Origin of the sequence: Stutzerimonas sp. FeSN7 (genome assembly GCF_030263795.1) — a bacterium.
GTDB classification, from domain to species: Bacteria; Pseudomonadota; Gammaproteobacteria; order Pseudomonadales; family Pseudomonadaceae; genus Stutzerimonas; species Stutzerimonas stutzeri.
In genome coordinates this window covers 4,437,262-4,462,031 of the sequence record NZ_JARPMN010000001.1, presented here as the reverse complement: position 1 = coordinate 4,462,031, position 24,770 = coordinate 4,437,262, and the positions used below count along the sequence as shown (strand labels likewise).

28 protein-coding genes and 1 tRNA gene are annotated in these 24,770 nt (G+C 64.1%); 9 read left to right on the top strand and 20 right to left on the bottom strand.

The features are described 5' to 3' along the window. Nucleotides 1-91: 91 nt before the first annotated feature. From P5703_RS21290 to P5703_RS21280, 3 genes are all read left to right on the top strand, one after another. Complete coding sequence (locus P5703_RS21290) at nt 92-553, top strand: YybH family protein (RefSeq protein ID WP_095461220.1); 462 nt, start codon at nt 92-94, stop codon at nt 551-553. Between the two features lie 85 nt (nt 554-638). Then, a complete protein-coding gene (locus tag P5703_RS21285) occupies nt 639-995 on the top strand; it encodes a YciI family protein (protein ID WP_011911395.1) in 357 nt (118 codons plus the stop codon). 2 nt (nt 996-997) lie between these two features. Beyond that, nucleotides 998-2,239 carry an RNA polymerase sigma factor gene (locus tag P5703_RS21280; RefSeq protein WP_048328198.1) on the top strand — a complete coding sequence of 414 codons (1,242 nt, stop codon included), beginning with the start codon at nt 998-1,000 and terminating at the stop codon, nt 2,237-2,239. A gap of 129 nt (nt 2,240-2,368) precedes the next feature. Here P5703_RS21280 and mifR read toward each other — a convergent pair whose 3' ends face one another. Both mifR and P5703_RS21270 read right to left on the bottom strand, forming a co-directional pair. Beyond that, complete coding sequence (gene mifR / locus P5703_RS21275) at nt 2,369-3,712, bottom strand: two-component system response regulator MifR (RefSeq protein ID WP_125852492.1); 1,344 nt, start codon at nt 3,710-3,712, stop codon at nt 2,369-2,371. 31 nt (nt 3,713-3,743) lie between these two features. Then, nucleotides 3,744-5,507: a sensor histidine kinase gene (locus P5703_RS21270; RefSeq protein WP_019407414.1), complete on the bottom strand. Its 1,764-nt coding sequence runs from the start codon at nt 5,505-5,507 to the stop codon at nt 3,744-3,746. A gap of 204 nt (nt 5,508-5,711) precedes the next feature. Here P5703_RS21270 and P5703_RS21265 point away from each other — a divergent pair, with 204 nt between their 5' ends. Further along, nucleotides 5,712-6,929: a cyclic di-GMP phosphodiesterase gene (locus P5703_RS21265; RefSeq protein WP_020699870.1), complete on the top strand. Its 1,218-nt coding sequence runs from the start codon at nt 5,712-5,714 to the stop codon at nt 6,927-6,929. A 262-nt stretch (nt 6,930-7,191) separates the two neighbouring features. Continuing rightward, nucleotides 7,192-8,043, top strand: coding sequence for a universal stress protein (locus tag P5703_RS21260; protein ID WP_285589620.1), 852 nt, complete (start codon nt 7,192-7,194; stop codon nt 8,041-8,043). A 47-nt stretch (nt 8,044-8,090) separates the two neighbouring features. Here P5703_RS21260 and cfaB read toward each other — a convergent pair whose 3' ends face one another. Then, complete coding sequence (cfaB, locus tag P5703_RS21255; protein WP_045158116.1) at nt 8,091-9,272, bottom strand: C17 cyclopropane fatty acid synthase CfaB; 1,182 nt, start codon at nt 9,270-9,272, stop codon at nt 8,091-8,093. Between the two features lie 151 nt (nt 9,273-9,423). On the opposite strand from cfaB, the gene P5703_RS21250 reads away from it, so the two are divergent. After that, the gene (locus P5703_RS21250) at nt 9,424-9,798 is read left to right on the top strand and encodes a DsrE family protein (RefSeq protein ID WP_265661405.1); all 375 of its coding nucleotides are present in this window, start codon (nt 9,424-9,426) and stop codon (nt 9,796-9,798) included. Further along, entirely contained in the window at nt 9,795-10,259 is a 465-nt protein-coding gene (locus tag P5703_RS21245; RefSeq protein WP_170801102.1) for a glycine cleavage system protein H, read from the top strand. The genes P5703_RS21250 and P5703_RS21245 overlap by 4 nt, the downstream gene beginning before the upstream one ends. A 66-nt stretch (nt 10,260-10,325) precedes the next feature. Here the strand turns inward: P5703_RS21245 and P5703_RS21240 are convergent, their stop codons facing one another. From P5703_RS21240 to P5703_RS21175, 14 genes are all read right to left on the bottom strand, one after another. Next, nucleotides 10,326-10,643 carry a hypothetical protein gene (locus tag P5703_RS21240; RefSeq protein ID WP_111481790.1) on the bottom strand — a complete coding sequence of 106 codons (318 nt, stop codon included), beginning with the start codon at nt 10,641-10,643 and terminating at the stop codon, nt 10,326-10,328. A gap of 144 nt (nt 10,644-10,787) precedes the next feature. Beyond that, a tRNA-Sec gene (locus tag P5703_RS21235) sits at nt 10,788-10,883 on the bottom strand. 8 nt (nt 10,884-10,891) lie between these two features. Then, entirely contained in the window at nt 10,892-11,932 is a 1,041-nt protein-coding gene (locus P5703_RS21230) for a phage integrase (RefSeq protein ID WP_285589614.1), read from the bottom strand. Next, nucleotides 11,932-13,212, bottom strand: a complete 1,281-nt coding sequence (locus P5703_RS21225) for a phage replication initiation factor (protein WP_125881907.1) — start codon at nt 13,210-13,212, stop codon at nt 11,932-11,934. Before P5703_RS21225 ends, P5703_RS21230 begins: the two co-directional genes overlap by 1 nt. Before the next feature lie 147 nt (nt 13,213-13,359). Further along, nucleotides 13,360-14,538 (bottom strand): zonular occludens toxin domain-containing protein, encoded by a 1,179-nt coding sequence (locus P5703_RS21220; RefSeq protein WP_285589611.1) that lies wholly within the window; start codon nt 14,536-14,538, stop codon nt 13,360-13,362. Between the two features lie 12 nt (nt 14,539-14,550). Then, entirely contained in the window at nt 14,551-14,877 is a 327-nt protein-coding gene (locus P5703_RS21215; RefSeq protein WP_265661401.1) for a DUF2523 domain-containing protein, read from the bottom strand. Further along, the gene (locus P5703_RS21210; RefSeq protein WP_285589609.1) at nt 14,877-15,845 is read right to left on the bottom strand and encodes a virulence factor TspB C-terminal domain-related protein; all 969 of its coding nucleotides are present in this window, start codon (nt 15,843-15,845) and stop codon (nt 14,877-14,879) included. The genes P5703_RS21215 and P5703_RS21210 overlap by 1 nt, the downstream gene beginning before the upstream one ends. A 521-nt stretch (nt 15,846-16,366) precedes the next feature. After that, complete coding sequence (locus P5703_RS21205; RefSeq protein ID WP_285589607.1) at nt 16,367-16,576, bottom strand: major capsid protein; 210 nt, start codon at nt 16,574-16,576, stop codon at nt 16,367-16,369. 10 nt (nt 16,577-16,586) lie between these two features. After that, entirely contained in the window at nt 16,587-16,802 is a 216-nt protein-coding gene (locus tag P5703_RS21200; RefSeq protein ID WP_285589606.1) for a hypothetical protein, read from the bottom strand. Beyond that, on the bottom strand, nt 16,799-16,978 hold the full coding sequence (locus tag P5703_RS21195) for a hypothetical protein (RefSeq protein ID WP_265661398.1): 180 nt from the start codon (nt 16,976-16,978) through the stop codon (nt 16,799-16,801). Before P5703_RS21195 ends, P5703_RS21200 begins: the two co-directional genes overlap by 4 nt. 15 nt (nt 16,979-16,993) lie before the next feature. Beyond that, on the bottom strand, nt 16,994-17,365 hold the full coding sequence (locus P5703_RS21190) for a hypothetical protein (protein WP_285589602.1): 372 nt from the start codon (nt 17,363-17,365) through the stop codon (nt 16,994-16,996). A 175-nt stretch (nt 17,366-17,540) separates the two neighbouring features. Continuing rightward, nucleotides 17,541-18,314 (bottom strand): DNA cytosine methyltransferase, encoded by a 774-nt coding sequence (locus P5703_RS21185; RefSeq protein WP_285589600.1) that lies wholly within the window; start codon nt 18,312-18,314, stop codon nt 17,541-17,543. Nucleotides 18,315-18,318: 4 nt separating this feature from the next. Then, nucleotides 18,319-18,657 carry a lysogeny maintenance protein PflM gene (gene pflM / locus P5703_RS21180; protein WP_285589597.1) on the bottom strand — a complete coding sequence of 113 codons (339 nt, stop codon included), beginning with the start codon at nt 18,655-18,657 and terminating at the stop codon, nt 18,319-18,321. A gap of 315 nt (nt 18,658-18,972) precedes the next feature. Then, on the bottom strand, nt 18,973-19,188 hold the full coding sequence (locus P5703_RS21175) for a DNA-binding protein (protein ID WP_125881902.1): 216 nt from the start codon (nt 19,186-19,188) through the stop codon (nt 18,973-18,975). Between the two features lie 115 nt (nt 19,189-19,303). Between P5703_RS21175 and P5703_RS21170 the strand changes: the two genes are divergently transcribed. Continuing rightward, nucleotides 19,304-19,588, top strand: a complete 285-nt coding sequence (locus P5703_RS21170; protein WP_241833468.1) for a DNA-binding protein — start codon at nt 19,304-19,306, stop codon at nt 19,586-19,588. 57 nt (nt 19,589-19,645) lie between these two features. Beyond that, nucleotides 19,646-20,197 (top strand): hypothetical protein, encoded by a 552-nt coding sequence (locus P5703_RS21165; RefSeq protein ID WP_125881901.1) that lies wholly within the window; start codon nt 19,646-19,648, stop codon nt 20,195-20,197. A gap of 213 nt (nt 20,198-20,410) precedes the next feature. Here P5703_RS21165 and selB read toward each other — a convergent pair whose 3' ends face one another. The 3 genes from selB to fdhE are packed head-to-tail and all read right to left on the bottom strand — an operon-like array spanning nt 20,411 to nt 24,647. Beyond that, the gene (gene selB / locus P5703_RS21160; protein ID WP_019407420.1) at nt 20,411-22,327 is read right to left on the bottom strand and encodes a selenocysteine-specific translation elongation factor; all 1,917 of its coding nucleotides are present in this window, start codon (nt 22,325-22,327) and stop codon (nt 20,411-20,413) included. After that, on the bottom strand, nt 22,324-23,733 hold the full coding sequence (selA, locus tag P5703_RS21155) for an L-seryl-tRNA(Sec) selenium transferase (RefSeq protein WP_019407421.1): 1,410 nt from the start codon (nt 23,731-23,733) through the stop codon (nt 22,324-22,326). The genes selB and selA overlap by 4 nt, the downstream gene beginning before the upstream one ends. Then, nucleotides 23,730-24,647 carry a formate dehydrogenase accessory protein FdhE gene (gene fdhE / locus P5703_RS21150; RefSeq protein ID WP_019407422.1) on the bottom strand — a complete coding sequence of 306 codons (918 nt, stop codon included), beginning with the start codon at nt 24,645-24,647 and terminating at the stop codon, nt 23,730-23,732. Before fdhE ends, selA begins: the two co-directional genes overlap by 4 nt. Nucleotides 24,648-24,770: the final 123 nt, after the last annotated feature.

The window sequence follows — 24,770 nt, the reverse complement described above, 5'->3', positions numbered from 1 at the left end:
AAAAAAAGATTCGCCCGGCCTGTCGATCCATGGGCGCGCCGAACGACTACTGGCTGAACCCACCCGTTCAACCCGATCACAGGAGACGGACATGAACACCGAAACCCGTCAGGATGAAACCGCCATTCGCCAGCTGCACGAAGACTTCGAGCAGGCCATTGGCGCCAAGGATCTCGACCGGATCATGGCTCAGTACGCGCCGGAGGTGGTCGCCTTCGATGCTGTGGGCGCGTTGCAGTTCAAGGGCGTGCCCGAGTACCGCGCGCACTGGCAGCGCTGCTTCGAGTTCTGCCAGGGCGAAGGCTTCTTCGAGACCCACGAGCTGCACGTGGACGTCGGCGGCGAGCTGGCCTGCAGCCGCATGCTCAGCCACTGCGGTGGCCCCAACGCCGAAGGCGAGATGCAGAGCGCGTGGATGCGCGGCACCCGTGTCTGGGCGCGGCGCGGCGGCGACTGGAAGGTCATCCATGAGCACTTCTCGATGCCCTTCGACATGGAGACCGGCCAGGTATGCATGTCGTCGACACCTCCGGCGGCGCAGCAGGCCGGTTGAGCGCTGCGGAGCTTCGTCGTTCGATCGGGCAGGCTTTGCTCCCGGCTGCTAGCTTTTCTGCGTCCCCAGCAGCCGGAGCCTCGCCATGAAATACCTGTGTCTGATCTATTACGACGAGCAGCGCGTGGATGCGCTGACCGATGAACAGTGGCAGGCGCTGGTTGCGCGCTGCCTGAGCTGTGGCGAGGAGCTGCGTGCCAGCGGGCATATGCTCGCCGGGGAACCGCTGCAGTCGGTGCGCACGGCTCGCACGGTGCGCGTGCGCGATGGCATCACTTCGGTGGTCGATGGTCCTTTTGCCGAAACCCGCGAGCAGCTGGCCGGCTTCTACCTGATCGAGGCGGCTGACCAGCGGGAGGCAGAGGCCATCGCGGCGAAGATTCCGCCAGCCAGCCTCGGTTGTGTCGAGGTCCGGCCTTTGCGCCAGCTGCCGCAGCGCTGAGCATGCCGCTCACTGGAGCCATTGCGGCGGCGCAGGTCGAGGCGGTCTACCGCCGCGAATCGCGTCGGGTCCTGGCCACGCTGATCCGCCTGCTGGGTGATTTCGATCGTGCCGAGGAAGCACTGCAAGACGCCTTCGCCGCCGCGCTGCAGCAATGGCCACGCGATGGCGTCCCGGACAACCCGCGCGCCTGGCTGGTGTCCACCGGTCGCTTCAAGGCCATCGATGCCCTGCGCCGGCGGGCGCGCTTCGATGCCTCGCTGCGGTTGCTGGCCGAGCAGCTGGAAGACGCAGCCGAGGCGGCGGAGGTGGACGAGATGGAAGACGACCGTCTGCGGCTGATCTTCACCTGCTGCCATCCGGCCTTACCGGCGGATGGTCGCGTGGCGCTGACCCTGCGCGAGGTCTGTGATCTGACCACCGAGGAGATCGCCCGGGCCTTTCTGGCGCCGCCCAGCACCATCGCCCAGCGCATCGTGCGGGCCAAGGCGAAGATCCGCGATGCCCAGCTGCCCTATCGGGTGCCGGAGCGCGCGGAACTGCCGGCGCGCCTGGAGAGCGTGCTGCGGGTGATCTACCTGGTGTTCAACGAAGGGTATTCGGCATCGGCCGGGGCATCGCTGACCCGCGCCGACCTCTGCGCCGAGGCCATTCGGCTGGGTCGCCTGCTCTACGAGCTGCTGCCCGACGTGGAGGTCGCCGGGCTGCTGGCGCTGATGCTGCTGCATGATGCCCGGCGCGCCGCACGCACGGATGCCTACGGCGAGCTGGTGCGGCTGGACGAGCAGGATCGCAGCCTGTGGGATCGGCAGCAGATCGCTGAAGGCGCATTGCTGGTGCAGCGTGCCCTGAGCACGCGTGCCTTCGGCCCCTACGCATTGCAGGCAGCCATCGTTGCCGTGCATGCCGAGGCGCCGAGCGCCGCGCAGACGGACTGGACGCAGATCGTGCGGCTCTACGATGTGTTGCTGCAGTTCAGTCCGTCAGCCGTGGTGGAGCTGAACCGCGCGGTGGCGGTGGCCATGCGCGACGGCGCTGAAGCGGGATTACTGCTGGTGGATGCGCTGTTGGCCCAGGGGCACCTGCAGGACTATCACCTCAGCCACGCCACCCGCGCCGACCTGCTACGCCAGCTGGCGCGCCTCGACGAGGCTCGCGAGGCGTACCGCAGCGCCTTGCGGCTGGTGCAGCTGGAGCCGGAACGCCGTTTTCTGCAGAGGCAGCTGGATGGGCTGGACAGTTGACTCGACGGGCTCGACGCTTGCGGATGCGTGCGCTCAACGCCCGCAAGGCTCCCATTCGGAGCGGACGACCCATGCTACATGGCGTCGCGCTGCGACGGTTTGCAGAGGCGACGAGGGCGGCTGCCGTGATCAGTTGTCGCAACTTCCGGCCGGCAAATAGTCACTGCGGCTCAAGCCGTGGCGCTGCATCTTTTCGTTGAGGGTTCGGCGCGGCAGCTGCAGCTGGGTCATCACCTCGGCAATGTTGCCTTTGCATTGCTGCAACGCATTGTGCAGGCACTGCGCCTCGAAGGCTTCCATCTGCTCGGCCAGCGACTGTCCGCCGCTGCTCGCCGGGGCCGGCGCGCTGAGGCCGAGGGCGTGGCGTTCGGCAGCGTTGATCAGTTCGCGCACGTTGCCCGGCCAGTCGTGGGCGAGCAGCTGCGCCAGTTCGCCGGGCGTCACCGGTGGTGCGGCACGGCCGTGGCGCTGGGCGGCCTGGCTGGCAAAGTGTTCGAACAGCAGCGGAATGTCCTCGCGCCGCTCGCGCAGTGGCGGGATATGCAGCTCGGCGACGTTCAGCCGGTACAGCAGGTCCTCGCGGAAGCGCCCGCCACGCACCTCTTCCAGCAAATCCGGCTTGGCCGCGCTGATCACCCGCAGATCGACCTCAATGCTGCGGTTGGAGCCCAGCCGCTCCAGGGTCTTCTCCTGCAGCACGCGCAGCAGCTTGACCTGCTGCGCCAGCGGCATGCTTTCGATCTCGTCGAGAAACAGCGTGCCGCCGGCGGCGTGTTCGATGCGGCCGATGCGCTTGCCCTGGGCGCCGGTGAAGGCGCCGCTTTCATGGCCGAACAGCTCGCTCTCGAAGATGGTTTCCGGGATCGCCGCGCAGTTCAGCGCCACGAACGGCCCGCCGGCGCGCGGGCTGAAGTCGTGCAGGCAGCGCGCCACCTGCTCCTTGCCGCTGCCGGTTTCGCCGCGGATCAGCACGTTGACGTCGGTTCCGGCCAGCTCCAGCACCTGGCGTCGCAGGTTATCCATGGCGCGGGATACGCCCAGCAGCTGCGATTCGATACGCCCCTTGCGGGCGAACTGCTCGCGCAGCTGGCGGTTCTCGCAGACCAGCCGGCGCTTGTCCATCGCGCGGCGCACGCTGTCCAGCAGGCGCTCGGGGGTAAAGGGCTTCTCGATGAAATCGTAGGCGCCCTGACGCAGCGCCTGCACGGCCATGGGCACGTCACCGTGGCCGGTGACCATGATCACCGGCAGGTCGGCATCCAGTTCGATCAGCCGCTCCAGCAGGCCGAGGCCGTCGAGGTCTGGCATGCGCACGTCGCTGATCAGCACACCGGGAAAGTCGCGATCCAGTACCGACAGCGCTTCCCGCGCGCGGGAAAAGGTGCGCACCTGGAAGCCGGAGAGCTCCAGCCATTGCTGCACGGCCTGACGGATCGCCGCCTCGTCATCGATGAAGATTACCTGCCCGCTCATTGCCAGCTCCTCGCGCTCGCGTCGCCGCAGTTTACTCGGCGGCGTGCACTTCGGCAGCCGGCAGCGTCAGGGTGAACACCGCGCCCTGTTCGTCGTTGCTCACCTCCAGGGTGCCGCCCATGTCGCGCACGATGCCATAGGACACCGCCAGGCCCAGGCCCAGGCCCTGACCCACCGGCTTGGTGGTGAAGAAGGGCTCGAACACCTGATCCAGATGCTCGCTGGCAATGCCGCCGCCATTGTCGGCAACGCTGAGCTGCCAGGCGTCGCCGACGCGCCGACAGAGGATGCGCAGGCGCCGTTGCGGCCGCTCGGCCATGGCGTCCAGCGCGTTGTGCAGCAGATTGATCAGCACCTGCTCCAGGCGGATCGCATCGCCACGCACCGTGGCCTCGGTCGGCACCTGGCGGAATACCTCCACCTGCTCGCTGCGAATGCGCGGCGACAGCAGCTGCAACGCCTGTTCCAGCACATCGGCCAGCGCCAGGTGCTGTTGCAGGCCGGCAGGACTCTTGCGGGCAAAGGTCTTCAGATGGCCAGTCAGCGCGGCCATGCGCTCGAGCAGACCTTCCACGTGCCCGAGCCCTTCGCGCACTTCGCCCTCGCGGCCGTTGTCTAGCAGCAGGCGCAGGCTGGCCAGTTGCATTCGCAGGGCGGTAAGCGGCTGGTTGATTTCGTGGGCCAGCGCGGCGGACATCTGCCCCAGTGCCGCCATGCGCGCAGCATGCACCAGCTCGTCCTGGGCGGTGTGCAGCTCGCGGGTGCGTTCCTGCACCAGGCGCTCCAGCTCACTGCGGCTGCGCAGTTCGAGGCGGCGGGTCTTGCGTCGCTGTGCCAGGTAGAGCAACAGGAACGCCAGCGTCATCCATACGCCGGCCGCGGCCAGGCGATAGCTGCGCACACTGGCGGCGATCGACTGCGGGTCATGCAGCAGGTGCAAGGTCCAGTCTTCCTCGGGCAATGCCAGACGCTGCCAGAGGTACTCGCGGCGGCCATCCGGGCCGTCCACCAGGCGGCGCTCGCTGCCCTCGTCGAGCTGCTGCACCCGGCTGCTCTGCAGCGGCTGCAGGGTCTGCTCGGCATAGCGGCGCACATCCACCAACCGGCTGCGCACCTCGTCGCTCAGCGGGCGCAGGTAGCGAAAGCGCCAGGCCGGGCGGTTGGTGAGGATGACGATGTCCAGCGAGTCGGCGATCAGCAGGATACCCGGCTGGCCGACCCAGTCGCGCTGCATGTCCTCCAGTTCGAGCTTGACCACCAGTACGCCGAGCAGCTCGCCGGCAGCGTTCTTCACCGAACTTGAAAGGAAATAGCCGGGAATGCCGGTGGTCACGCCGACCGCGAAGTAACGCCCGCTGCCGTTGGCCACGGCGTCGCGGAAATAGGGGCGAAAGGCATAGTTGTTGCCGACGAAGCTGCTCCAGTCACGCCAGTTGCTGGCTGCGATGGTCTCGCCGTTACGATCCAGCAGGTACAGCACCGAGGAGCCCGCGGCGTGGTTCTGCTGCTCCAGGCGCTGGTTGAGCTGGCCGCGCAGCTGGCGGTTGCCCGGGTCGGCGAGTAATGCCTGGATGTCGCTATCCAGCGCCAGCAACGCCGGCACCGAGCGGAAGCGCTCGACCTGGGTGTGGATGGCCTGCGCATAGAGCTCCAGCTGCCCCTGCGATTCTTGCCCGCGCTCGGCCCAGGCGCGCTGCTCGGCCAGCCGCCCGGCCCAGTACATGCTGAGCAGCAGACCGACGAGGATCAACGCCACGATCAGGCTGACGCGGCTGCGGTTGGAGATGACAGGCATTGGCGACGCTCGCGAAAGGACGCGACGATGGTAAGCGAAAGCCGTAGTCCCTGTGGACCGACCGGCGAGCCGATCGACACCAAAGTCTTGATCCAGACATGTAGAGGCAAAGTGCCATCACACATATACTGTGGGGAGTTCTTGTAGTGGCGAGCATGGAACGCTTGCGCGGCTACCAGCGCCGCTCACGAATCGAGGTGCGCCTTGCTCAGAAAAATCCTTGTCAGTCAGCTTCGCTTCGGCATGTACGTACACGCTCTGGAGGGCAGCTGGTTCGACCATCCGTTCTGGCGCAGCAAGTTCCTGCTGACCGATCCCGCCGACCTGCAGACGCTGCGCAGCAGTGGCGTCAAGGCGCTGTGGATCGACGTGGAGAAGGGCGTGGATGTCGAAACGGCAACGCCGGCCGCCGCCGATGCGCCACCGCTGGTGCAACCACCGGAGCCCTCCAGCCTGCCGTCGGATGCCACCACCTCGACGCAGCAGTGCAGCGTGGATGACGAGTTGCAGCGCGCGAGCCGGCTGCTCAAGCGCTCCAAGGAGCAGGTGACCTCGATGTTCAACGAGGCTCGTCTGGGCAAAGCCGTCGATCCGCAACAGTGCCAGCCCCTGGTGGAGCAGATATCCGCCTCGCTGGCGCGCAACGGTTCGGCGCTGCTGAGCCTGGCGCGCCTGAAGACCAAGGACGAATACACCTACATGCATTCGGTGGCGGTGTGCGCGCTGATGGTCGCGCTCGCCCGTCAGCTGGACCTGCCCGAGGATCAGGTGCACGAAGCCGGGATGGCCGGGTTGCTGCACGACATCGGCAAGATGGCCATGCCGCTGGATGTGCTCAACAAGCCGGGCAAGCTGAGCGACGACGAGTACGCCATCATGCGCAGCCACCCGGAGCGCGGCCATGCCATGCTGCTCGCCGCGCAGACCGCCGTATCCGACGCGGTGCTGGACGTCTGCCTGCATCACCATGAAAAGGTCGACGGCACCGGCTACCCGCACCGGCTGGCGGGCGAAGAGATCAGCCTGCTGGCTCGCATGGGTGCGATCTGCGATGTGTACGACGCCATCACTTCGAACCGCCCGTACAAGACGGCCTGGGATGCCTCGGGCTCGCTGGCACGCATGGCCCAGTGGCAAGGGCATTTCGATACGCAGCTGCTGCACGCCTTCGTCCGTACCGTGGGCATTTATCCGCTGGGCTCGCTGGTGCGGCTGCAGTCGGGTCGGCTCGGCGTGGTTATCGAGCATCATCCGCAGCAACTGACCGCGCCGCGGCTGAAGCTGTTCTATTCGGTACGCACCCGGGCGGCGATTCCCGCCCAGGAGCTGGATCTCTCCAACCCCCAATGCGGCGACCGCATCGTCGGCCGGGAAGATCCCGCCGCCTGGGGTTTCAACAACCTGGACGAGCTCTGGACCTAGCTCGGCAGCCCGGCTCGCCAGTCGGGCCTTCGTCGTTCCCGATGGCCAGACGACTGCCGTCCTGGCGGTGGTCATCCCCTGCGCCCTGGCCTACCGTGTTCGGGTAGACGAGCCGTTGGTGAGCAGGCAGCAATGACCGCCGCGACGGCACCGATGCCCGGGTGCCGGGTCTCAACAAGCGAGCGCGACGATCGCCTCGACGTGCATGGCGAACCCGCGGCCATCGACCCGATCGTGTGAGCTACTGACCAGGAGAAGCACCATGACCCATGTAATGGCTTGTATCGACGGCTCTCCGCAGGCCGCGGCGGTCTGTGATTGCGCGGCCTGGGCCAGCCGGCGGCTGGGCGCGCCGCTGACGCTGCTGCACGTGCTGGATCGCCAGCAGTACCCGATGTCGGGCGACCTCAGCGGCATCATCGGGCTCGGCAGCCGCGAGTTCCTGCTGCAGGAGCTGGCGACGCTGGACGAAAAGCGCGCCAAGCTCGCCCTTGAGGAGGGCCGCATGATGTTCGATGCGGCGCGCCAGCGGGCGATTGCCGCCGGTGTCGCCCAGCCGGAATGCCGGCAGCGTCATGGCGACCTGGTCGAAGCCCTGCGCGATCTGCAGAACGAAACGCGCCTGCTGGTGATCGGCCGCCAGGGTGAGGACAGCGACGATGCCCTCCAGCACATTGGCAGCCAGCTGGAGAATGTCATCCGCACCATGCAGCGACCGATCCTGGTGGTACCCGGCGAATTCAGTGCGCCGCAGAGCGTGATGCTCGCCTTCGACGGCAGTGCCACCAGTCGCAAGGGCATGGAAATGCTGGCCGGCAGCCCGCTGTTCAAAGGCATGCCGATCCATCTGGTGATGGTCGGGCAGGATGGCGCCGAGCACCGCGCGCAGCTGGAAGATGCGCGCGCCGTACTGGCGTCGGCCGGTTTCGCAGTGCAGATCGCCATCCGCGACGGTGAGGTCGAGCAGACCCTACATGCCTATCAGGCCGAGCACGGCATCGATCTGCTGGTGATGGGCGCCTACGGCCATTCGCGCATTCGCCAGTTCTTCGTCGGCAGCACCACCACCAACATGATCCGCACCACCCGCACGCCGCTGCTGTTACTGCGTTGAAGGCAGCACACCGCGCCCATCGACGTCGGGCGCAGCGGCCAGCCTCTTCAGCGGTACAGGTCGGCGCGTGTCCAGGGCAGCTCGTGGGAGCCGTCCGGCAGCGGCTTGGTCGCCAGAATCTGATGCAGGTCGATCCAGTCGCGGCGGAAACCATAGGCGCAACCCGCCAGATACAGCCGCCAGATACGCAGCGCCCGCTCGGGCACCAGCGCCTGGGCCTCGGCGAGCCGGGCTTCCAGCCGCTCGCTCCACAGCTGCAGCGTACGTGCGTAATGCAGGCGCAGGCTTTCCACGTCGACGATCTCCAGCCCCGCTTCGCTGATGCAGCCGCTGATGTTCACCAGGTGCGGCAGCTCGCCATGGGGAAACACGTAGCGATCGATGAACTCGCCGGCGCCATGGCCCACCGGCCGGCCATCGAGATGGCGCGAGGTGATGCCGTGGTTGAGTACCAAGCCACCCGGACGCACCGCGCCGAACAGCCGCTGGCAGTACAGCGGCAGATTGGCGTGGCCGACGTGCTCGAACATGCCGACGCTGACCACCTTGTCGAAGCGCTCGTCCTGCGGCAGGTCGCGGTAATCCATCAGCTCCAGTTGTACCTGATCCTGCAGCCCCTCGGCCGCCACGCGCTCGCGGGCCAGCGCCAGCTGCTCGCGGCTGAGGGTGATGCCGAACACCCGGGCGCCGAACTCGCGGGCGGCGAAGCGGGCCAATCCGCCCCAACCGCAGCCGACATCCAGCAGGCGGTCGCCGGGCTTGAGCCGCAGCTTGCGGCAGATCAGGCGCAGCTTGGCCTGCTGCGCCTGGTCGATAGCCTCTTCGCCGGTCTCGAAATAGGCACAGGAATAGACCATGTCGCGGTCCAGCCAGAGCTGGTAGAAGTCGTTGGACAGGTCATAGTGGTAGGAGATGGCCTCGGCGTCTGTCGCCTTGTCATGGGCCTCGCGTGCCGGTGTCGAGAAATCGTCCTGGCTCATTGCCCGACTGATCACGTCGCCGATACGGATGACCTCATCCACCGGCCCGTGCAGGTCGATCTGACCTTCGACATAGGCGGCGCCAAGCACATCCAGACTGGGACTGGCCAACTGAGTGACGAGGCTGGGGTCCCTGATGACCAGCGTGACGGAAGGGGCGGGGCCGATGTCGATCTCCTTGCCATCCCACAGCTGCAGTTTCAGTGGCACGGCGAGTTCTTTCAGGGCCGGTAGCAGTGTCGCCAGCATGCTCGATCTCCTATCTGTGCATCCGTGAAAAATCCTAGACCATGAAATCGAGACTGTAGGCTATGGTGATGATAGTTTCATGCAATGGCCCGAACGGCGGCGAACGTGCGCTTGACGGCTTAACTCGTCGGCCTGGTCCAGAAGAGGCGTTATGCAGCAGTCTCCCTCACCACGCGTGCTGATCCTGGTAGCCAGCGGCCCCAGTACCCCCGCCCGTTGCGCCGCGCCATTCCACATCGCGACGCTGCTCGCCTGCATGGATGCCGAGGTCACCCTCTACCTCACCGGAGAGGCCACGCAGCTGGCGCACCCCGAGGTCGCCGCAACGCTGTGCGCGGTGGACGGGGGCGAACCGTTGCTGCACTTTATTCGCAATGCCAAAGCGGTGGGCGCGCGGCTGCTGATGTGCCGCCAGCCCGGCGCCCAGTTGGAGGCCTCCGCGCTGATCGCCGAGCTGGACGACATCTCCAGCGGTGGCGAGCTGGCGCAGATGATCTTGGAGTACGAGCGGGTGCTGACCCTATGAATGTGCAGGGCCTGGAATTTCCCGACACGCTGCGTTACGCGCCGGAGCACAGCCTGTGGCTGCGCGAGGAAGCCGACGGCAGCGTCACCCTCGGCCTGACTGCCTACGGTTGCGCGCTCTACGGCCAGATATTCGCCTTTACTCCCAAGCGCGTCGGCGCCCGCATCGAGCGCGACCGCAGCTTCGGCGTGGTGGAATTCGCCAAGGCCGCGTCCTCGGCACGCTGTCCACTTAGCGGCACACTGTTGGCGGTGAACGAAGCGCTGCTGAAGCGCCCCGGGCTGATCAACCAGGACTGTTACGGCGAAGGCTGGATGGTCCGCCTGCAACCCGAGAACTGGGCTGCTGCGCGCGACGTCTTCCCATTGGGTGAAGCAGCCAAGCCGGCAATCGCCGAACGCATGCGCCTGGACAACTTCGACCCGGCCAACGCCCATGTGCAGGCGTTGCAGTGGAAGTAACGGTGCTGCAGGCTGCTCGGTACGGTGGGCTTCAGCCCACCCTCAACAACATGCCCAGGCGCAATCTCAGGATTTATCGGGCGTCGAACAGCCCAGTACCTTGTCGCAGCTTTCTTTGATCGCCTGATCGAGCTGGCGGATGCAGAGTTCGATCGCCATATCGCGGGTGCGCTTGTTCGACCATTCCAGCTCGGCCAGCGTCTCGATCAGGTCCTGATGACCATTCTCGTTGACCAGCATTCCATGCCGTACCGTCAACGTGCGGCCCTGCAGGCTCAGCTGCACCGGGTCCCGGCCGACCAGCGAAGCACCTGCCGCCAACAGGCAATCGATATGGTCTCGCAGTGCATGAAACGCACGCCGCTCATCGATCCGATCGTTCACAAGCGTCTCTCCCGTCCCTGGAAAGAAAAACGCTGATTGTGACGCGCTTCGCATGATAAGGCGATGGCTTTTTGATATCGCGATATGGGTCAGACTGTCGCACACCGATCTGGCGGCTGGAGAGAGGGTGGAGGCGAGGGAGATTGGCGGAAGGCAGTGAGAGTCGAACTCACCCGGGAGCGGCTGCCGCCCCCAACCGGGTTTGAAGCCCGGCCGCACCACCGGGTGCGATTGCCTTCCTTATTGATTTACAAAGGATTTTCCTGCCCCAACTGTAGCTCAGAGGCGGGAGTGTCGAAGAAGTGTCGAAAATCCCTAGCAGGACCAAAGGCTAACACGTCTTGCAGATGATCGGGCGCAAGGTGCGCGTATCGCATTGTCATTGCCAGGGACGAGTGACCGAGAATTTTCTGCAAGGTCAGGATATTGCCACCGTTCGCGATGAAGTGTGAGGCGAAGGTATGCCGCAACACATGCGACTTTTGTCCCGCAGGCAACCCCAGCCCGGCTCGCGAAACCGCCTCATCGAACCGATCCCGGCAGTTGGTAAACGCACCGTGTTCCCGAAGATGTTGGCGAATCCGCTCCGCCAGCTTCGGATCGACCGGCACCACACGACGACGCTTCGACTTCGTGTTGACGAACTGGAGCATGCCATCGCCCACCCGGCTGATCGTGAGCCCTTGCGCTTCACCCCATCGGCAACCCGTTACCAGACAGATCATGGCGATCAGTTCGACATGCGGGTGCGTCATGCTGCGCAGTACCTGGAACAGTCGGTCGATCTGATGGCTGTCGAGGTAGGACAGTTCCCTTTCCTGCACCCGAATCGCTCTGAGCATCGAGAGCGGGTTATCGAACTCGATTTCACCAAGTCGCCGCAGCTCATTGAACATGGCCCGCAGGTACGAAAGCTCGTTGTTAAGCGTTTTCGGGCTGATGCCGGACGCGAGGCGCTTCGCGCGGTACTCCGCGAAATCGGTAGCAGTGAAGGCTATGGCCACAGGGTCTTTCAGGCGTTCGACCATACGATCCATGATGACGCGGCGACCTTCGTAGTCGGACAGCGAACCGCCATGCAGACGACCCCAGCATTCCACCAGTTGGGACAGGCGACGACGATCCTTCGGCTTCGGTGACCATTGCGGGCTTTCGATCAGCTTGGATCGGCACGTCGCTTCGAAGCGCTGAGCCTCGCCCTTGGTCTTGAAGGTCTTACGGAATCGCTTGCCCTTGATCGGCTCAACATCGACCCGCCAGCGTCCGTCAGAGAGTGCCTGTATCGCCATCAGACGGCACGCCCCCAGCGCACGTGTCGTTCCTGCAACAGGTTCTTGATGTGCTTGTACAGGTCACGCTCGCTCATATCCTTGGCGGCGTAGTGGTCGCGGATCACTGGCCAGCATTCCCATTGCTTCAATCGATCAAATGCGGTCTTAGCGCCCACTCGCTCCCTTGCCAGCAGGCTTACGAAGTTTCCCAGGAACAGCTCGACGTTCTTGCCGCTGAATCCACGGCTGGTCTTGTAATAGCGCTTGTACTCCGTTTCCTCGACCAGGGAATCGACTGGTAGATCGACCCTCGCGTCATCCCGCATTAGCGTCCAGATCGGCTCGTAATAGCCGGGGCGGGCGATCAGCTTGAACTGGCTCAGGCCATAGCGCCACAGGCCGTCCAGATGCGCCGAGAACGCCGCAAACGAATCCGTATCGATGGCCTCGCCGGTCTTCGCACTGATCGAGCCGCTGGCGAACTGCTGGATTACGGAGTGGTGATAGCGCAGCTCGACGCGCCAGACGTCTTGGGTCGGATCGTAGTTATCGGGATCGGTAGGATCGAAGGAATCCCGACGACGCCACACGCTTTCCCAGTAGTCGAGCTTGTCATTGGCTCGCGCCTGAAGCGTTTTGTTGTAGATGCCGAGCTGCACACCGCTGGCCGAGCCAAACAGGAAGGATTGGCCCTTGCCATAGGTGGCCGACTCCATGGTCCACTGAATTTCCTTGATGCCAGAAATATCGCGGGTTGCGCGCGCGCGACAGTGGAGGCGGGCAACCAGATCAGCTGGAGGGGTCCACCCCTGAAGGTCCAATGCCAAGTGAACGGCACACTGATTGCGCTCGCGATTGGTCATCACTGCTGCAGCGTAGTAGTCCATCCGCTCTTGCAGACGTTCCGGCGACAGCGCGTCGATGGCATGCGGCGACACCTCGATTTTCAGGTGTGGCCCGATGTTTTCGAGCTTGGCGTTGAAATTCTTGATGAGCAGGATGAACCCGAGGTCAGCGTTCTGGAGCTTGTACTGGTAGCCAGAGTCCCGGCCGACCCGTCCCGAGTGCCAGACTTCGCCAGCAAACTCCACCATCGCGCCCGGTTTCTCGAACAGCGCCATGATCTCTGGACGGATCAGCCCGCGATACAACTGGCGAACCGTATCGACGCCGCAACGCAGCAACCGGACCTTCGACAGATCGGTGATAGCCGCAGTCCCTGGATCAACGAAAAGCCGTCCCCGCTTGGTCGGGTTGCCCGTGATGTGGTCCAGCCTTGCTTGATCTTTAACGCTCATCTTCGAAACTCCAACAATGTCCAATAACGGACGGTTTCAACTGGATTTATCTGACGTGCTACAGGGACGTCAGCGCGCGCGTTTGCACGCCGGCTCGTGCCTCGCCGCGCGTGCAAAGAGCGCGGAGCGCACGCGCGCTGACGGTCATCACCACAGGAAACGCCCCTTCTCGTAGGGCACGCGCGTAAGCGTGGTAGCCGCTTGCTGCTGGCTCGGTTGATAGGCCGGTGCGGTGGTCGGTGGTGGTGGCTGGTTGCGCATGTCCTGCGGCGAGCCACGGTCGGGCTTGGTGTCGTCGAAGTAGCCGTTCTGCACGACCGACATACAGAAGCGAAACGACACATCCAGGCGGGTGCCCTGCTGGGTGTTGCAACGGCACCCCGTCAGCCCTTCATCGCTGTCACCGACCTGCATGCGCTTGTAGTTGCGGGCGATCAGATCGCGGTCGTTGGTGGCGATGCATACAGGCTTGGGAAAGGTTTGCGGGCCGGTCAGGCCGTCATACACCGGCGCAGATGCTGGCAGGTCCTGCACCCTCGGCACTCGCCTGCCCAGGTACTGCTCGACGGTGAGCGGCGCGGCCTGTTCGGCGTCGGAGGCGCTTGGCCGGATAAACGACCCGACCGTATCCCTTACCTGATCAACCATGCTCCCGGCCGGCGCGCTGCTGGTGGCTACGAGCGCGGTTTTCTCGGCGTTGTAGCGCTCATAGGCGCGATAGACGAGGATGCCCGCACCGATCAGCACGCAGATGGCCAGGATGAACTTGGTCGGCACCTTGGCCTGGAAGTGGTGCTTGGCGTTGGTGCTGGTGTAGGCGCCGAAGTAGCGCTTATCCAGGCGCAGCGACTTCTTGTCCGCGTCCTTGAAGCTGGTCTTCAGCTCGACCTTCTCTACGACGACTTCCGACTCGAAGCGCAGCAGCTGGGCGGACTTGAACACGCGCCAGTAGTGGATGTGCGTGTTGCACAGCCGACGCAGATGCACATCGAGATAGCGCGGGTCCTGGGTGACGAGGTGCACTTCGTGGCCCTGGTGGCGCATTGTCTCGAAGCGGGTGATGTGCTCCGGTGGCCGCGCCCGTGGATCGCGTGCGCCGAACCAGCCCTGCGCTTCGTCCACGACGATGATCGAGTCGTTTGGCAGCTCGAACCACTTCTCCGGATCTTCGAACTCGAACCACTGCGCTTGCAGCTGATCGGGCTTGAGGCCGTTGATGTTGTGGAAGTAGACGACGCGGCCTTCGGCGTGGGCCTTTTGATCGACCTCCCGAATGGTGTTGAGGGTCTTGCCATGGCCGGGCTTGCCAGTGCGGATAACGAGCATGACGGCGTCTCCTTAGGCTTCGATGGAGGTGCCGCCCGGCTTGCGCCAGACCTGATTGCGTTTGCGGTCGGTGGCCTTGTCGATCCCCGCCAGGATGAAGCGCGTGGAGATGGCGGCAAAATACAGGTTCACCACCACATCGAACTTGGCCAGCCCGAGAATGCCCTGGATGACCGGCCCGACATCCCCTATCAGGCCGAACAGGTAGTCCTGCGCCTGGCCAATGATGAGGTTGAAGCCCATGTACGAGACGAAGCCGAAACCGATCATTTTCAGCACCATCTTTACCAGCGGGCCAAGCACGATGATCAGCATCTGAACGATGAATAGGAATTGCATTACTGACCTCCTACACCGCGGCCTACATACAGGGCGGCAAGAACGGTGGCCACAGCCACGAACAGGCCGCTCAGGTCACTGGCGGCGCGGCAAAGCGGTTCGTAGCTGAGCTGGAAAGTGCGACCGCCGGCCGTGGTCAGGCTGAAGCTCTCGGCGGCAGGACAGGCGGACGGCAGAAAACGGGTGCCCTGGTTGATGAAGGACGGCAGCTGAATCTCGGAACCTTCCTCAAGCTGGAACTTGTCGCCCTGGACGGCGGCTTCGATGGCGGGCTTATGCTTTTCGAAGTCGGCCTGCTTCTCGGCGTGGCAACGCAGTTCCTTTTGCTGGCGGAGAATCGCGCATTGCACGGCGTCGCCGGTGCACTTCACCTCAGCGTCACAGGCTTCGCCCTCTACGCTAGACTTGCCGCACTTGTTTGGGTCCTTGGCCGGGTCGCATTCGGCCCCATCCCCGTCTCCTTTGCCATCCCCGTCGCCGTCTCCTGACCCATCACCGTCTCCTGACCCATCACCGTCTCCATCGCCGGAACCGTCACCGTCTCCATTGCCGTCACCATCCCCTTCGCCGTCACCGTCACCGTCACCGTCGCCAGGGTTGTCAGGATCGGGGTTCTCGTTGCCATCGCAGCCGCCGACTTCAACTTCGGGATCGCACGGTTTGGGCGGTTCCTTGCTGCAGAAGGTGCCGTTCCAGACGTAGCCGTCCGGGCATTTGTTGTCAGGATCGGGGGTTGGGGTTTCGTCGGGATCGGTCTGCTGGCCGGGGTTGCCCGGTTCCTTGCGGGTGTCTTCGTTGCATTCGATGCCGTTGCCGGTATAGCTGTAAACACCGAAGACGCCGGGCGGATTGCCGCTGCTGTAGACGTAGACGTTACTGGCCGGCGTAAAGCCGAAGGCGTACTGGCAGCTATTGGCGCAGACCGAGCCAGGCGGATCGATCACCGGCTGACCGACCGCTTCCTTCATCTTGTGTTCGTGGGTGACGACCTGGCCGATGGTGGCTTCGCAGGCATTGGGCGGCGCTACGCATTCGCCGGTTGTGGGGTTGTATTCTGTGCCAGACGGGCAAGCCGACCCATAACGGTAGATAGTTGCAGAATATTCAACACCATAGGATATCCCCTTACAGAAACCTGATGTTGGAGTAGTAAGTGAATAAGTTACAGAGTGAATAGGGTACTGAAGTGTTTTTGATCTGTCCGCGGCCCACAAATTGCACGTTTCAGCAGGGGAAGAAGCAGCGAATATCCGTGCAGTAGTATCCCAATAATAATCCTCAGCACTAACGGGCGAGCACCAAATCCCCGCAGCCAGCAATATCAGAAGCATCCTTTTCATATTCACACCCGCCCAAAAAACACGAGGTAAAACGCCAGGGTAGTGAGGATCAGGACGTACAGTTCGTAGCTCATGGCATTTCCCTGGAAGAGAAAACCCCGCCGGAGCGGGGTTTGTTTGCTTCGGAACATGCAGTGCGCGGTTCCCGGTTACAGGGCGCGGCGCATGTACTTGAACACCATCGCAGCGATGATCACGGCGAACACCGCCCAACCGATGGTGCCGACGTCGGCGCCCGCGGTATCCAGCGCTTGGGTGGCTTCGGGCGGGACTGCCGCGTAGACGGAGCCGGCAGCAGCCGAGAGAGCAACGGCAGCGCCGAGGCCGATTTTCTTGATGAAGTGCTTGTTCAGTTGCATGGGTGATACCTCACTGTTTCAGGGCTTTTTTCAGGACCAGGAAGCCGAACACGGTGGCGAACAGAACAATCGCTTCGCCTTGCAGCTCGGAGACTTGGTCCCAGGTCAGTGCAGAGCCGTAGAGGCTTTGCATTTCCTCGACCGTGAGGGCGACCAGCGAGCCGGAGCAGATGGGCGAGCCATCGGCGCTTTGCAGCCAGTCACCGTCACAGGCGAGGAAATTCATTCGCCGGCCTGCTCGAGGTCGGCGGATTGTTCGGAGGGTTCGCAGTCAGGGCAGACGGCGAAGTGGGGCGGCAGGCTGAGGTCGGGCAGCAGGTCGCTTTGCGGCGCGGGCAGCGCCATGAGCTTGCCCATGTCGTTTCCGCAGCAGTCGCAGTACACCCGGTCATCGATCAGCATGGCCGCCCCTACCGGTTAGTTGGCCTTGGCCTGTTCCGGCTGGGTGCCGGCTGGCTTGGCGGTTGGGGTCGGTTGCTGAGTCGGCTTGGGGGCTTGAGCAGCGGCTGCTTTCACAGGCTCAACGTGCAGGACGATGAACTTGCCGGCGTTCTTGGAGCCTCGCTCGATCTCGGTGGTAACGCGGATCGGCTCAAGCACATCGAGGCTTTCGCAGGCGGACCACACTTCGTCCAGGGCATCTTCGGAGACATTCATCGACAGGATGGAAATGCCGAGGTCACGCTTGCCGTCCGGCTCGTCACCGACAAACAGCTTCACCAGCTTCACGTTGTCGAACTCGACTTTCTCGGCGCTGAGAAATGCAACTTCCATGATCGAACGTGCCATTTGTGTTTCCTCTCTCTAGTTGCGCTTTATTGCGCTGCTTTGCTTTCTGCAGGCCGAGCGATCCCGAACCGGTGAACTCGCAAGTTCGCCGAGGTGATCTGTTACTTGGCCTACTGGTTAAAACGTCGCGTTGTGCGTGTTCTCTAGTTGGTTAACACCAAGGGCTTTGCCCTTGTCATCCCACTCTCGCCGCCGAGGGCTCGGGAGCGCGGGGCGGTGAAGCTGCCCCACACTCACGAGCGGAGGCTGTTTCTGTTCGTGCCGGGTCAAGGGTGCGCTTCGCCCGTGCTTCCGTTCGCCGGATCGGTGAAGCGTGATCCGACGAGCCGGGAGCGCGGCCCTGGACCAGGACAGGTCGCATGGGGTTGGCGAGCTGGTCCATCACGTATCTGCCCCATTGCATGGCAATTGCCTCTGCGACGCACTGATAGGTACGCGAGCGGTTCTTCCAGCGGTCCGGTCCCGGCGCCATGTAATGCACAGTCGGTTCGCGGCCGTCGACGATTTCGGTCGGTACCAGGAGCGGCAGGTTCTGGAGCCAGAAATGCGTTTCCTTGCGTTCGCCATGACCGAACATCCAAGGCTGGATGATCTGGTCCGGTTTGCGGATCCGGCTGGAGATGACGGACTTCGGATTTTCGAGTGCCTTGAAAGGGATCGGCGCAGCCAGCAGGGTGCGGACGAAATCCAAGGCGCGGGCTTGACGACCATCAGCGATCTTCTCAGGGAACCAGCGTGCGCCCGATGTAGCGAGATCAGTGCAGGGCGGATGGGCAATCAGTAGATCCCATCCCCAGTCGAGTACTTCCAGCACATCGCCCTGGATGTGCTCGCCTTCGGTTTCGGATGGCAGCAGGTCGCAGCTGACGGCGTAGAACCCGGCGCGGGTCAGCGCATCACGAACGCGCCCGGAGAACTCGCAGGCAACGAGAGCGGTTGGCTGTCTCATGCCATCACCCCACCAATTCGAACGGTTCGTGAATCGGGACGAAGGGCGTTGGCTTGCCCGGGTCGTAGATAACGCTCCACCACTTCGCGGGGCGGTCGGGTGGCGTGTGCTTCTCGCAGATAAAGGCCGGTTCCACTGTCCAGTCCGAGAGCAGAGGCTTCCAGGTTCCACCGACGCAGCCCATTTGCAGCGTGCGAATCGGCCGCGCAGAGGCGGGGCGGCAAAGGGCGCATGGTGTGGACCGGGAGGGATCGGGTTTCGCCACTTCGCGTCCGGACCAGCAGACAGAGCAGTCGCAGTTCGGGGCATGAGGTAGGCGCAAGTACTTCGCCAGGACAATCATCAACAGGCACCTGGGTCGATGGCTTTACCGGAGATTGACGACGCATATAGGCAACGTAGGAGGGCATTACCGGACCCACGTTGCGCTCATCGGGGAACGGCTTCCCTGAATTTTCAGAGGCGTTCAGCAGTAAGTCAGTAAACAAACAGTGCTGATCCCAGGTGATAACACCGAGATCCCAAAGAGCATGTAGCTGGCCTTGAACCAAACCAAATTTTGCGTGGCGCTGATAATCAGGAGTGCTTTCAGGGCCACTCAAGCGGACATCGACGAGAGCGAGCAGAAGCGAGCGGAACGCGCGATCAGTAGACAAGCTCATTCGTCCCACTCCTTTTCCATGAGCTGCTTAACCAGCAACGCCACGTTAACCATCACGTACTTGCCGACCTTGTGCGACGGGATGTAGCCATTGCGAATCCAGCCCCACACCACGTCGTGTTCATCGCCCATGCGAATCCAGTCCGCGAACTGGCGCCACGGCATGACCGGGGGCGCGTTGAGCAGGTCTATCGGCGGTAGGTTTCCTTCCATGTCCTTGGCCTTTGTTGCACTATGTTGGTCTATATCAGCAATGCTGTTATCTGCGTAACATTTACTCTTGCGTAAAAGTTACACCTTCTTTCAGCATGCGTAAATATTACGCAACATGAAATTTACCTATATGGATTCGGTCCGAGATAGAGCGCTTCGATTGATACGTGTTGTCGGTCCGAAGCGCCTGAGCGAGAAGGGCGGGAAGAACTACGACCGCTGGCGCAACATCAGCAGCGAGAAAATCCGCATCGGGACGGAGGAAATCGGCATCCTGGCTGACTCGTTTCCTGAGTACGCCCTTTGGCTCGTTAGCGGCCGGATTGAGCCAGAGCATGGCCACCGAAGCCCGGAATACGACGAGGCCAACCGAAACTTGACCAGTCAAAGCGCGGGATAGCGATTACCAAGGAAGTGACTAGGCGCTGGTACGCCCGAAGGACAGGGAGAGGGAGATATGAAGGCTGAATGGAACGACGCCCCGGACTACATCAGAAGGCGCCCGCGCAAGGGAGCCGTAGCATGGCTGATACCAGGGCTGATCGGCACCGTAATCATGCTAGCCGCGCTACAGATGGTGGGTTCGGCATTCCTCAAAGGCACCGTCCAGGGCATCGCCGATAAGCGCATCCAACCCAAGCCAGCCCCCGTTGCCGAAATCAGGCGAGCAGAGCCGACAGCGACCAAGGATTGGGACAGAGTAGTAGAGGAAGTGGCCGCTAGAGGTGCAACGCCTCAGCCGCGAGCAGCTCAGCCAAAGGCCGCTACGGCAGAACCACCGCCCAAGCAAACCGTATTCAACGACAAAAACTACGTTCCCCAGGGTGCGACCAATATCGTTCCGGCTACTCGGGTTATCCCCGAGCCGGCCGTAGCGATCCCAACCCGGCAAAAAGAAATTGTAGTTGTAGGCAAAGAGCGACGGATCAGCGACTTTTGCCCAGGCGGAGAAGGCAGTATTCAACGCCGAAACTGCAAGGCGAGCGTAAACCTAAACACCAGAAACTAACCGACAGCGGTGTCGAAAAAGTGTCGAAGGCACTGCCCGAAAAAGACCAGCAATCGCCAAAACAGTAACCAGCAGATTCGCACAACGCCCGGCATTGGCCAACATAGGCCATTGATGAATAAGGCAAAAACAGGATTTGAAGCCCGGCCGCACCACCGGGTGCGATTGCCTTCCTTATCTGGTCTTGATGTGGGAAAGGAAGCGGCGACCAGCCTACCCCAGGGCTGACTGGATCGCCAAGGCGCTGTCCTGGCGGACTTTGCGTTCGTTGCCGAAGCGGCGGGTGAGGCCGATGCGGTCGAAGTGTTCGAGCAGCTGGATGCTGCGTTTGCGGCCGAGCTGGATGCGGTCGCGGAAGGCGGCGGCGCGGATCACGCCGCTTTGCGCTTCCAGTTGCAGTACATGCCCCGCGAGTTGGCGAATGGTGAACTCGGGGTAGAACAAATCTTTCACCACCTGTTGCAGCAGGCCGAGACGGGCGAGCTTGCGTAGCAGGTTGCGCATCTGCATTTCGTCGACACCGAGGTCGTGGGCCAGGTCGCGGACCCAGGGTGGGTCGAAATGGCCGGCTTCGAGCAATGGCCACAGGCGCGCTTTCAAATCTTCTTCCGCATCGCTCAGGCGCACCCGGTGATCGGGGCGGTGCAGCCACGGGCCGCTGGTTTCGATGCGGCCGGCGGCCAGTGCCTGTTCCAGCAGGGCGGTGAACACCGGCCGCTCCAGCTGCGGCAGGGCGTAGCGACGCAGGCGGTCGCGGTCGGGGCCAAGTTCGTCGGGTTGCTCTTCGTGAAAACGCTGAAGTGAGTCGAGCAGCGCGGTTTCGAGTTCGCGCCAGCGGGCCTGGTCGAATAGCCGTGGGCCCAGCCGTGTGCTGATCTCCAATACGCCGTGCGGCAGCTGCCAGCCATCGCGCGGGCGGTTGAACTGGCGTTCCAGGCCTTGCGGGTCGATGCCATTGGTGGCGCTGGCGAGCAGTGGCGGCAATGCCTGCTCCAGGCTCGGCTGGTTGAGGGCGCGAAGTTGCTCCAGCCGCGCGGCACGACGGCGATTGCGTGGCGGTGCAAAGGGGTCGAGCACACGGCCACCACCAAGGGTGCGCTGGGCGGACTGGTCGCGCAGGACGATGCGGTCGCCATGTACCGCGTGGCTCGGTGTGTTGAGCAGTAGCTGGGCGAAGGCGCGTTCGCCCGGCGCCAGGCTCGTGCCTTCGAGCAGGGCGACGCGGGCGGTGACGTCCTGGGCGCCGAGGTGCACGTGCACGGGCGTCCGGTGCTTGAGTTCGTGGGCTTCGCCGGGCAGCAGCTGGAAGTCGACGTCGATGCGTTGGGTCGGCGCGTGCAGCAGTGGGTGCAGCAGCCAGTCGCCGCGATGGATCTGCTCCACGGCCAGCCGGTCGCCGGCAAGATTCAGGGCCACGCGCTGGCCGGCATGGGCTTCGTCCGCTTCGCGGTTCTGTGCGTGCAGGCCTCGGACGCGCACGCGTTTGCCGGCGGGGCCGAGCAGCAGTTCGTCGCCGATTCGCACGCGCCCGGCAAAGGCGGTGCCGGTGACCACCACGCCAGCGCCGGTGACGCTGAAGGCGCGGTCGATGGCCAGGCGGAAGTGGCCGCTGTCGCTGCGGGCGGCGGTGCGCGCGGCTTCGTCGATCAGCGCGGCGCGCAAGGCGTCGATGCCATCGCCGCGGATGCTGGAAACCGGAAAGATCGGCGTTCCGGCCAGTGCTCCGGCGGCCAGCAGGTTTTCGATCTGTTGCTCGACTTCGGCGATGCGCGCCGGCTCGACGCGATCGATCTTGGTCAGCGCCACCAGTGCCCGGCGGATGCCGAGCAACTCGACGATGGCCAGGTGTTCACGGGTCTGCGGCATCACGCCGTCATCGGCGGCCACCACCAGCAGCACGCAGTCGATGCCGCTGGCGCCGGCCAGCATGTTGTGCACGAAGCGCTCGTGGCCTGGCACGTCGATAAAACCGGTGAGGCTGCCTTCGCCGAGGTCGGCGTAGAGGTAGCCGAGGTCGATGGTGATGCCACGCTCGCGCTCCTCGCGACGGCGGTCGCCCTGTTGCCCGGTGAGGGCGTGGAGCAGTGCGGTCTTGCCATGGTCGATATGGCCGGCGGTCCCGACGATCAACGGGCCAGCTCCTCTTGCAGGTGCGCCAGTTGCTGGAGGAAGGCCGGTTCGTCGTCCAGTTGGCGCAGGTCGAGCCAGAGGGCGTCGTCGTCGATGCGCCCGAGGACCGGAATCGGCAGGCAGCGCAGCGCTTCTTCAAGCTGACGCAGGCTGCGGCCGCGCAGGCGCTTGGGCTGCTGCGGACGGATGCACAGGGCGGCGCTGGGCAGACGGGCCACCGGCTGCGCGCCGCTGCCGATCATGCCCAGGGCATCGGTTACTGCGACTTGCCAGCTCTCGCCGAGCACGGCGGCCAGCGCCGGAGCGATGCGTTCAGCCTGGGTGCGGATCTCCGCCTGCGGGCGGCTGAGCAGGCGCAGGCTGGTGAGGCGTTCGGCCAGGCGGTCGGGGTCGCGATAGAGGTTGAGCACCGCTTCCAGCGCCGCAAGGGTCAGCTTGTCGACGCGCAGGGCGCGCTTGAGCGGGTTCTTCTTGATCTTCTGGATCAGCGCCTTGCTGCCGACGATCAGCCCGGCCTGCGGGCCGCCGAGCAGCTTGTCGCCGCTGAAGGTGACGATGTCGGCGCCGTCGCGCAGCGCTTCCTGCACCGTCGGCTCCTTGGGCAGGCCCCAGCGCGAGAGGTCGAGCAGGCTGCCGCTGCCCAGATCTTCCAGCAACGGCAGATCGTGGGCATGGGCGATGCGCGCCAGCTCGGCGGTGGCGACGCTGGCAGTGAAACCCTGCACGCTGTAGTTGCTGGTATGCACGCGCATCAACAGCCCTGAGCGAGGGTTGATGGCCGCTTCGTAATCCTTGGCGTGGGTGCGGTTGGTGGTACCGACTTCATGCAGCTTCACGCCGGCGCGGGCCATGATGTCCGGGATGCGGAAGGCGCCACCGATCTCGATCAGCTCGCCACGGGAAATGATGCCTTCCTTGCGCGCGCCGAGGCTGTTCAAGGCCAGCAGCACGGCGGCGGCGTTGTTGTTGACCACGGTGACCGCCTCGGCGCCGGTCAGCTCGCGGATCAGTCCTTCGATGAGGTCGTCGCGATCGCCGCGCTTGCCGGTGGCGAGATCGAATTCCAGGTTGAGCGGGTAGCGCGCGGCAAGGGTGATCGCCTCGATGGCTTCATCCGGCAACAGGGCGCGACCGAGGTTGGTGTGCAGCACTGTGCCGGTGAGGTTGAACACTCGGCGCACGCGGCTCTTGTGCTGGCTGGCCAGGCGTTCGCCGGCGCGCCCGGCGAGCACCGCTTCGGACAGTTCCAGCGCGGCCAGCTGGCCACGGCGAGCTGGTTCGCGCAGTTCGTCGAGCAGGTCGCGCAGCGTCGCCAGCAGCGCCTGACGGCCATAGCGCTGCTGCAGTGGCTGGCAGGCCGGATCGCGCAGCAGCTTGTCCACCGAGGGCAGATGGCTGCTGCTCATGCCTCGTTCCCCGGTGCCAGCAGCAGGTTGGGTGCCTGGCGGTTATAGCCCTGATCGGCCAGCAGCAGGTCGAGGTCCAGCGTCGCCAGATCGGCGGACAGGCTTTCGCCGTCCGGTGCCAATTCGAGATAGAGCTGCTTGAGGTAGCCGTTGCATTCGGGGCACGCCTCGGCCTTGATGCCGTTGGGCGAGCCTTCGAAGTGCAGGTAGTCGAGCTTCTTGGTGCTGCGGCAGTGGCTGCATTTCAGGCGCACGTAGTGCCATTCGCAGGCGCACAGGGAGCAGACCAGGTAGCGCAGGCCGTTGAGCTGCCCGCGGTGGCGAATCACCCCGGCCATGGGCGGTGCGCCGCAGCAGGGGCAGAGCGTCTGGTCTTCGCGTTCGCGCAGGTCGGAGAGGTCGAGCTGGAGCAGCCAGTGGGTCCAGGCCAGTTGCAGCGCGGCGCCGAGAAAGGGCACCAGCGCCGGCGGCAGGCTGTCGTACTGGCCACTGACCAGCGCCACGGCCCAGGCCTTGCGCTGGCCGCTGTCGGCGCGGCGCAGCTGGTCGAAGGCAGCGATGACCGACAGGTTGTCCGGCACCGCGAAGGCATCCAGCCAGGCATCGAGCAGCGGCAGCCACGCCCCCTCGCGCACCAGGGTGTCGGCGGCCAGCGGCGGCATGGCGTGCTTGAAGCATTCGCGGGTGCGCGCAGGGTCGAGCGGTGCGCTGGCAGGCGGGTTGTCCAGCACCTGCTGCTGTGCCTGGCATACGCCGGCGAGCAGGCGCAGGTAGTCGGCCAGCGGATGATCTTCGGCGAGCTTGGCGAGGCGCGCGCTGCGCAGGGCGAACAGATCGCGTGGTGGCAGGTTGGTGAAGGGTGGTTTGCTGGCAGCGGCTTCGATCTGCCCGGGCTCTAGAATGGTGCCTGCCACGCAGGACTCCTTTTCTTGTGGTTATGCCGAACAGCATAGTCCGTCACGGTTATAGCTCGGCTTTCGATGGCATGCACGGGCGAAGATTCCCACGGCGGCGGGAATCTCCGGCGTGCTTGGCGG

What these genes read in the sequence shown, in the direction of transcription:
- P5703_RS21185 (WP_285589600.1), bottom strand. Translation starts at nt 18,314, where the DNA reads ATGAGACAGCCAACCGCTCTCGTTGCCTGCGAGTTCTCCGGGCGCGTT.
- P5703_RS21225 (WP_125881907.1), bottom strand. Translation starts at nt 13,212, where the DNA reads ATGAGCGTTAAAGATCAAGCAAGGCTGGACCACATCACGGGCAACCCG.
- P5703_RS21175 (WP_125881902.1), bottom strand. Translation starts at nt 19,188, where the DNA reads ATGGAAGGAAACCTACCGCCGATAGACCTGCTCAACGCGCCCCCGGTC.
- P5703_RS21165 (WP_125881901.1), top strand. Translation starts at nt 19,646, where the DNA reads ATGAAGGCTGAATGGAACGACGCCCCGGACTACATCAGAAGGCGCCCG.
- P5703_RS21245 (WP_170801102.1), top strand. Translation starts at nt 9,795, where the DNA reads ATGAATGTGCAGGGCCTGGAATTTCCCGACACGCTGCGTTACGCGCCG.
- P5703_RS21285 (WP_011911395.1), top strand. Translation starts at nt 639, where the DNA reads ATGAAATACCTGTGTCTGATCTATTACGACGAGCAGCGCGTGGATGCG.
- P5703_RS21205 (WP_285589607.1), bottom strand. Translation starts at nt 16,576, where the DNA reads ATGCAACTGAACAAGCACTTCATCAAGAAAATCGGCCTCGGCGCTGCC.
- P5703_RS21280 (WP_048328198.1), top strand. Translation starts at nt 998, where the DNA reads ATGCCGCTCACTGGAGCCATTGCGGCGGCGCAGGTCGAGGCGGTCTAC.
- pflM (WP_285589597.1), bottom strand. Translation starts at nt 18,657, where the DNA reads ATGATTGTCCTGGCGAAGTACTTGCGCCTACCTCATGCCCCGAACTGC.
- P5703_RS21270 (WP_019407414.1), bottom strand. Translation starts at nt 5,507, where the DNA reads ATGCCTGTCATCTCCAACCGCAGCCGCGTCAGCCTGATCGTGGCGTTG.
- selA (WP_019407421.1), bottom strand. Translation starts at nt 23,733, where the DNA reads ATGAGCAGCAGCCATCTGCCCTCGGTGGACAAGCTGCTGCGCGATCCG.
- P5703_RS21200 (WP_285589606.1), bottom strand. Translation starts at nt 16,802, where the DNA reads ATGAATTTCCTCGCCTGTGACGGTGACTGGCTGCAAAGCGCCGATGGC.
- P5703_RS21290 (WP_095461220.1), top strand. Translation starts at nt 92, where the DNA reads ATGAACACCGAAACCCGTCAGGATGAAACCGCCATTCGCCAGCTGCAC.
- P5703_RS21210 (WP_285589609.1), bottom strand. Translation starts at nt 15,845, where the DNA reads ATGAAGGAAGCGGTCGGTCAGCCGGTGATCGATCCGCCTGGCTCGGTC.
- cfaB (WP_045158116.1), bottom strand. Translation starts at nt 9,272, where the DNA reads ATGCTGGCGACACTGCTACCGGCCCTGAAAGAACTCGCCGTGCCACTG.
- mifR (WP_125852492.1), bottom strand. Translation starts at nt 3,712, where the DNA reads ATGAGCGGGCAGGTAATCTTCATCGATGACGAGGCGGCGATCCGTCAG.
- P5703_RS21215 (WP_265661401.1), bottom strand. Translation starts at nt 14,877, where the DNA reads ATGCAATTCCTATTCATCGTTCAGATGCTGATCATCGTGCTTGGCCCG.
- P5703_RS21190 (WP_285589602.1), bottom strand. Translation starts at nt 17,365, where the DNA reads ATGGCACGTTCGATCATGGAAGTTGCATTTCTCAGCGCCGAGAAAGTC.
- P5703_RS21250 (WP_265661405.1), top strand. Translation starts at nt 9,424, where the DNA reads ATGCAGCAGTCTCCCTCACCACGCGTGCTGATCCTGGTAGCCAGCGGC.
- P5703_RS21170 (WP_241833468.1), top strand. Translation starts at nt 19,304, where the DNA reads ATGAAATTTACCTATATGGATTCGGTCCGAGATAGAGCGCTTCGATTG.
- P5703_RS21220 (WP_285589611.1), bottom strand. Translation starts at nt 14,538, where the DNA reads ATGCTCGTTATCCGCACTGGCAAGCCCGGCCATGGCAAGACCCTCAAC.
- P5703_RS21230 (WP_285589614.1), bottom strand. Translation starts at nt 11,932, where the DNA reads ATGGCGATACAGGCACTCTCTGACGGACGCTGGCGGGTCGATGTTGAG.
- P5703_RS21260 (WP_285589620.1), top strand. Translation starts at nt 7,192, where the DNA reads ATGACCCATGTAATGGCTTGTATCGACGGCTCTCCGCAGGCCGCGGCG.
- P5703_RS21195 (WP_265661398.1), bottom strand. Translation starts at nt 16,978, where the DNA reads ATGCTGATCGATGACCGGGTGTACTGCGACTGCTGCGGAAACGACATG.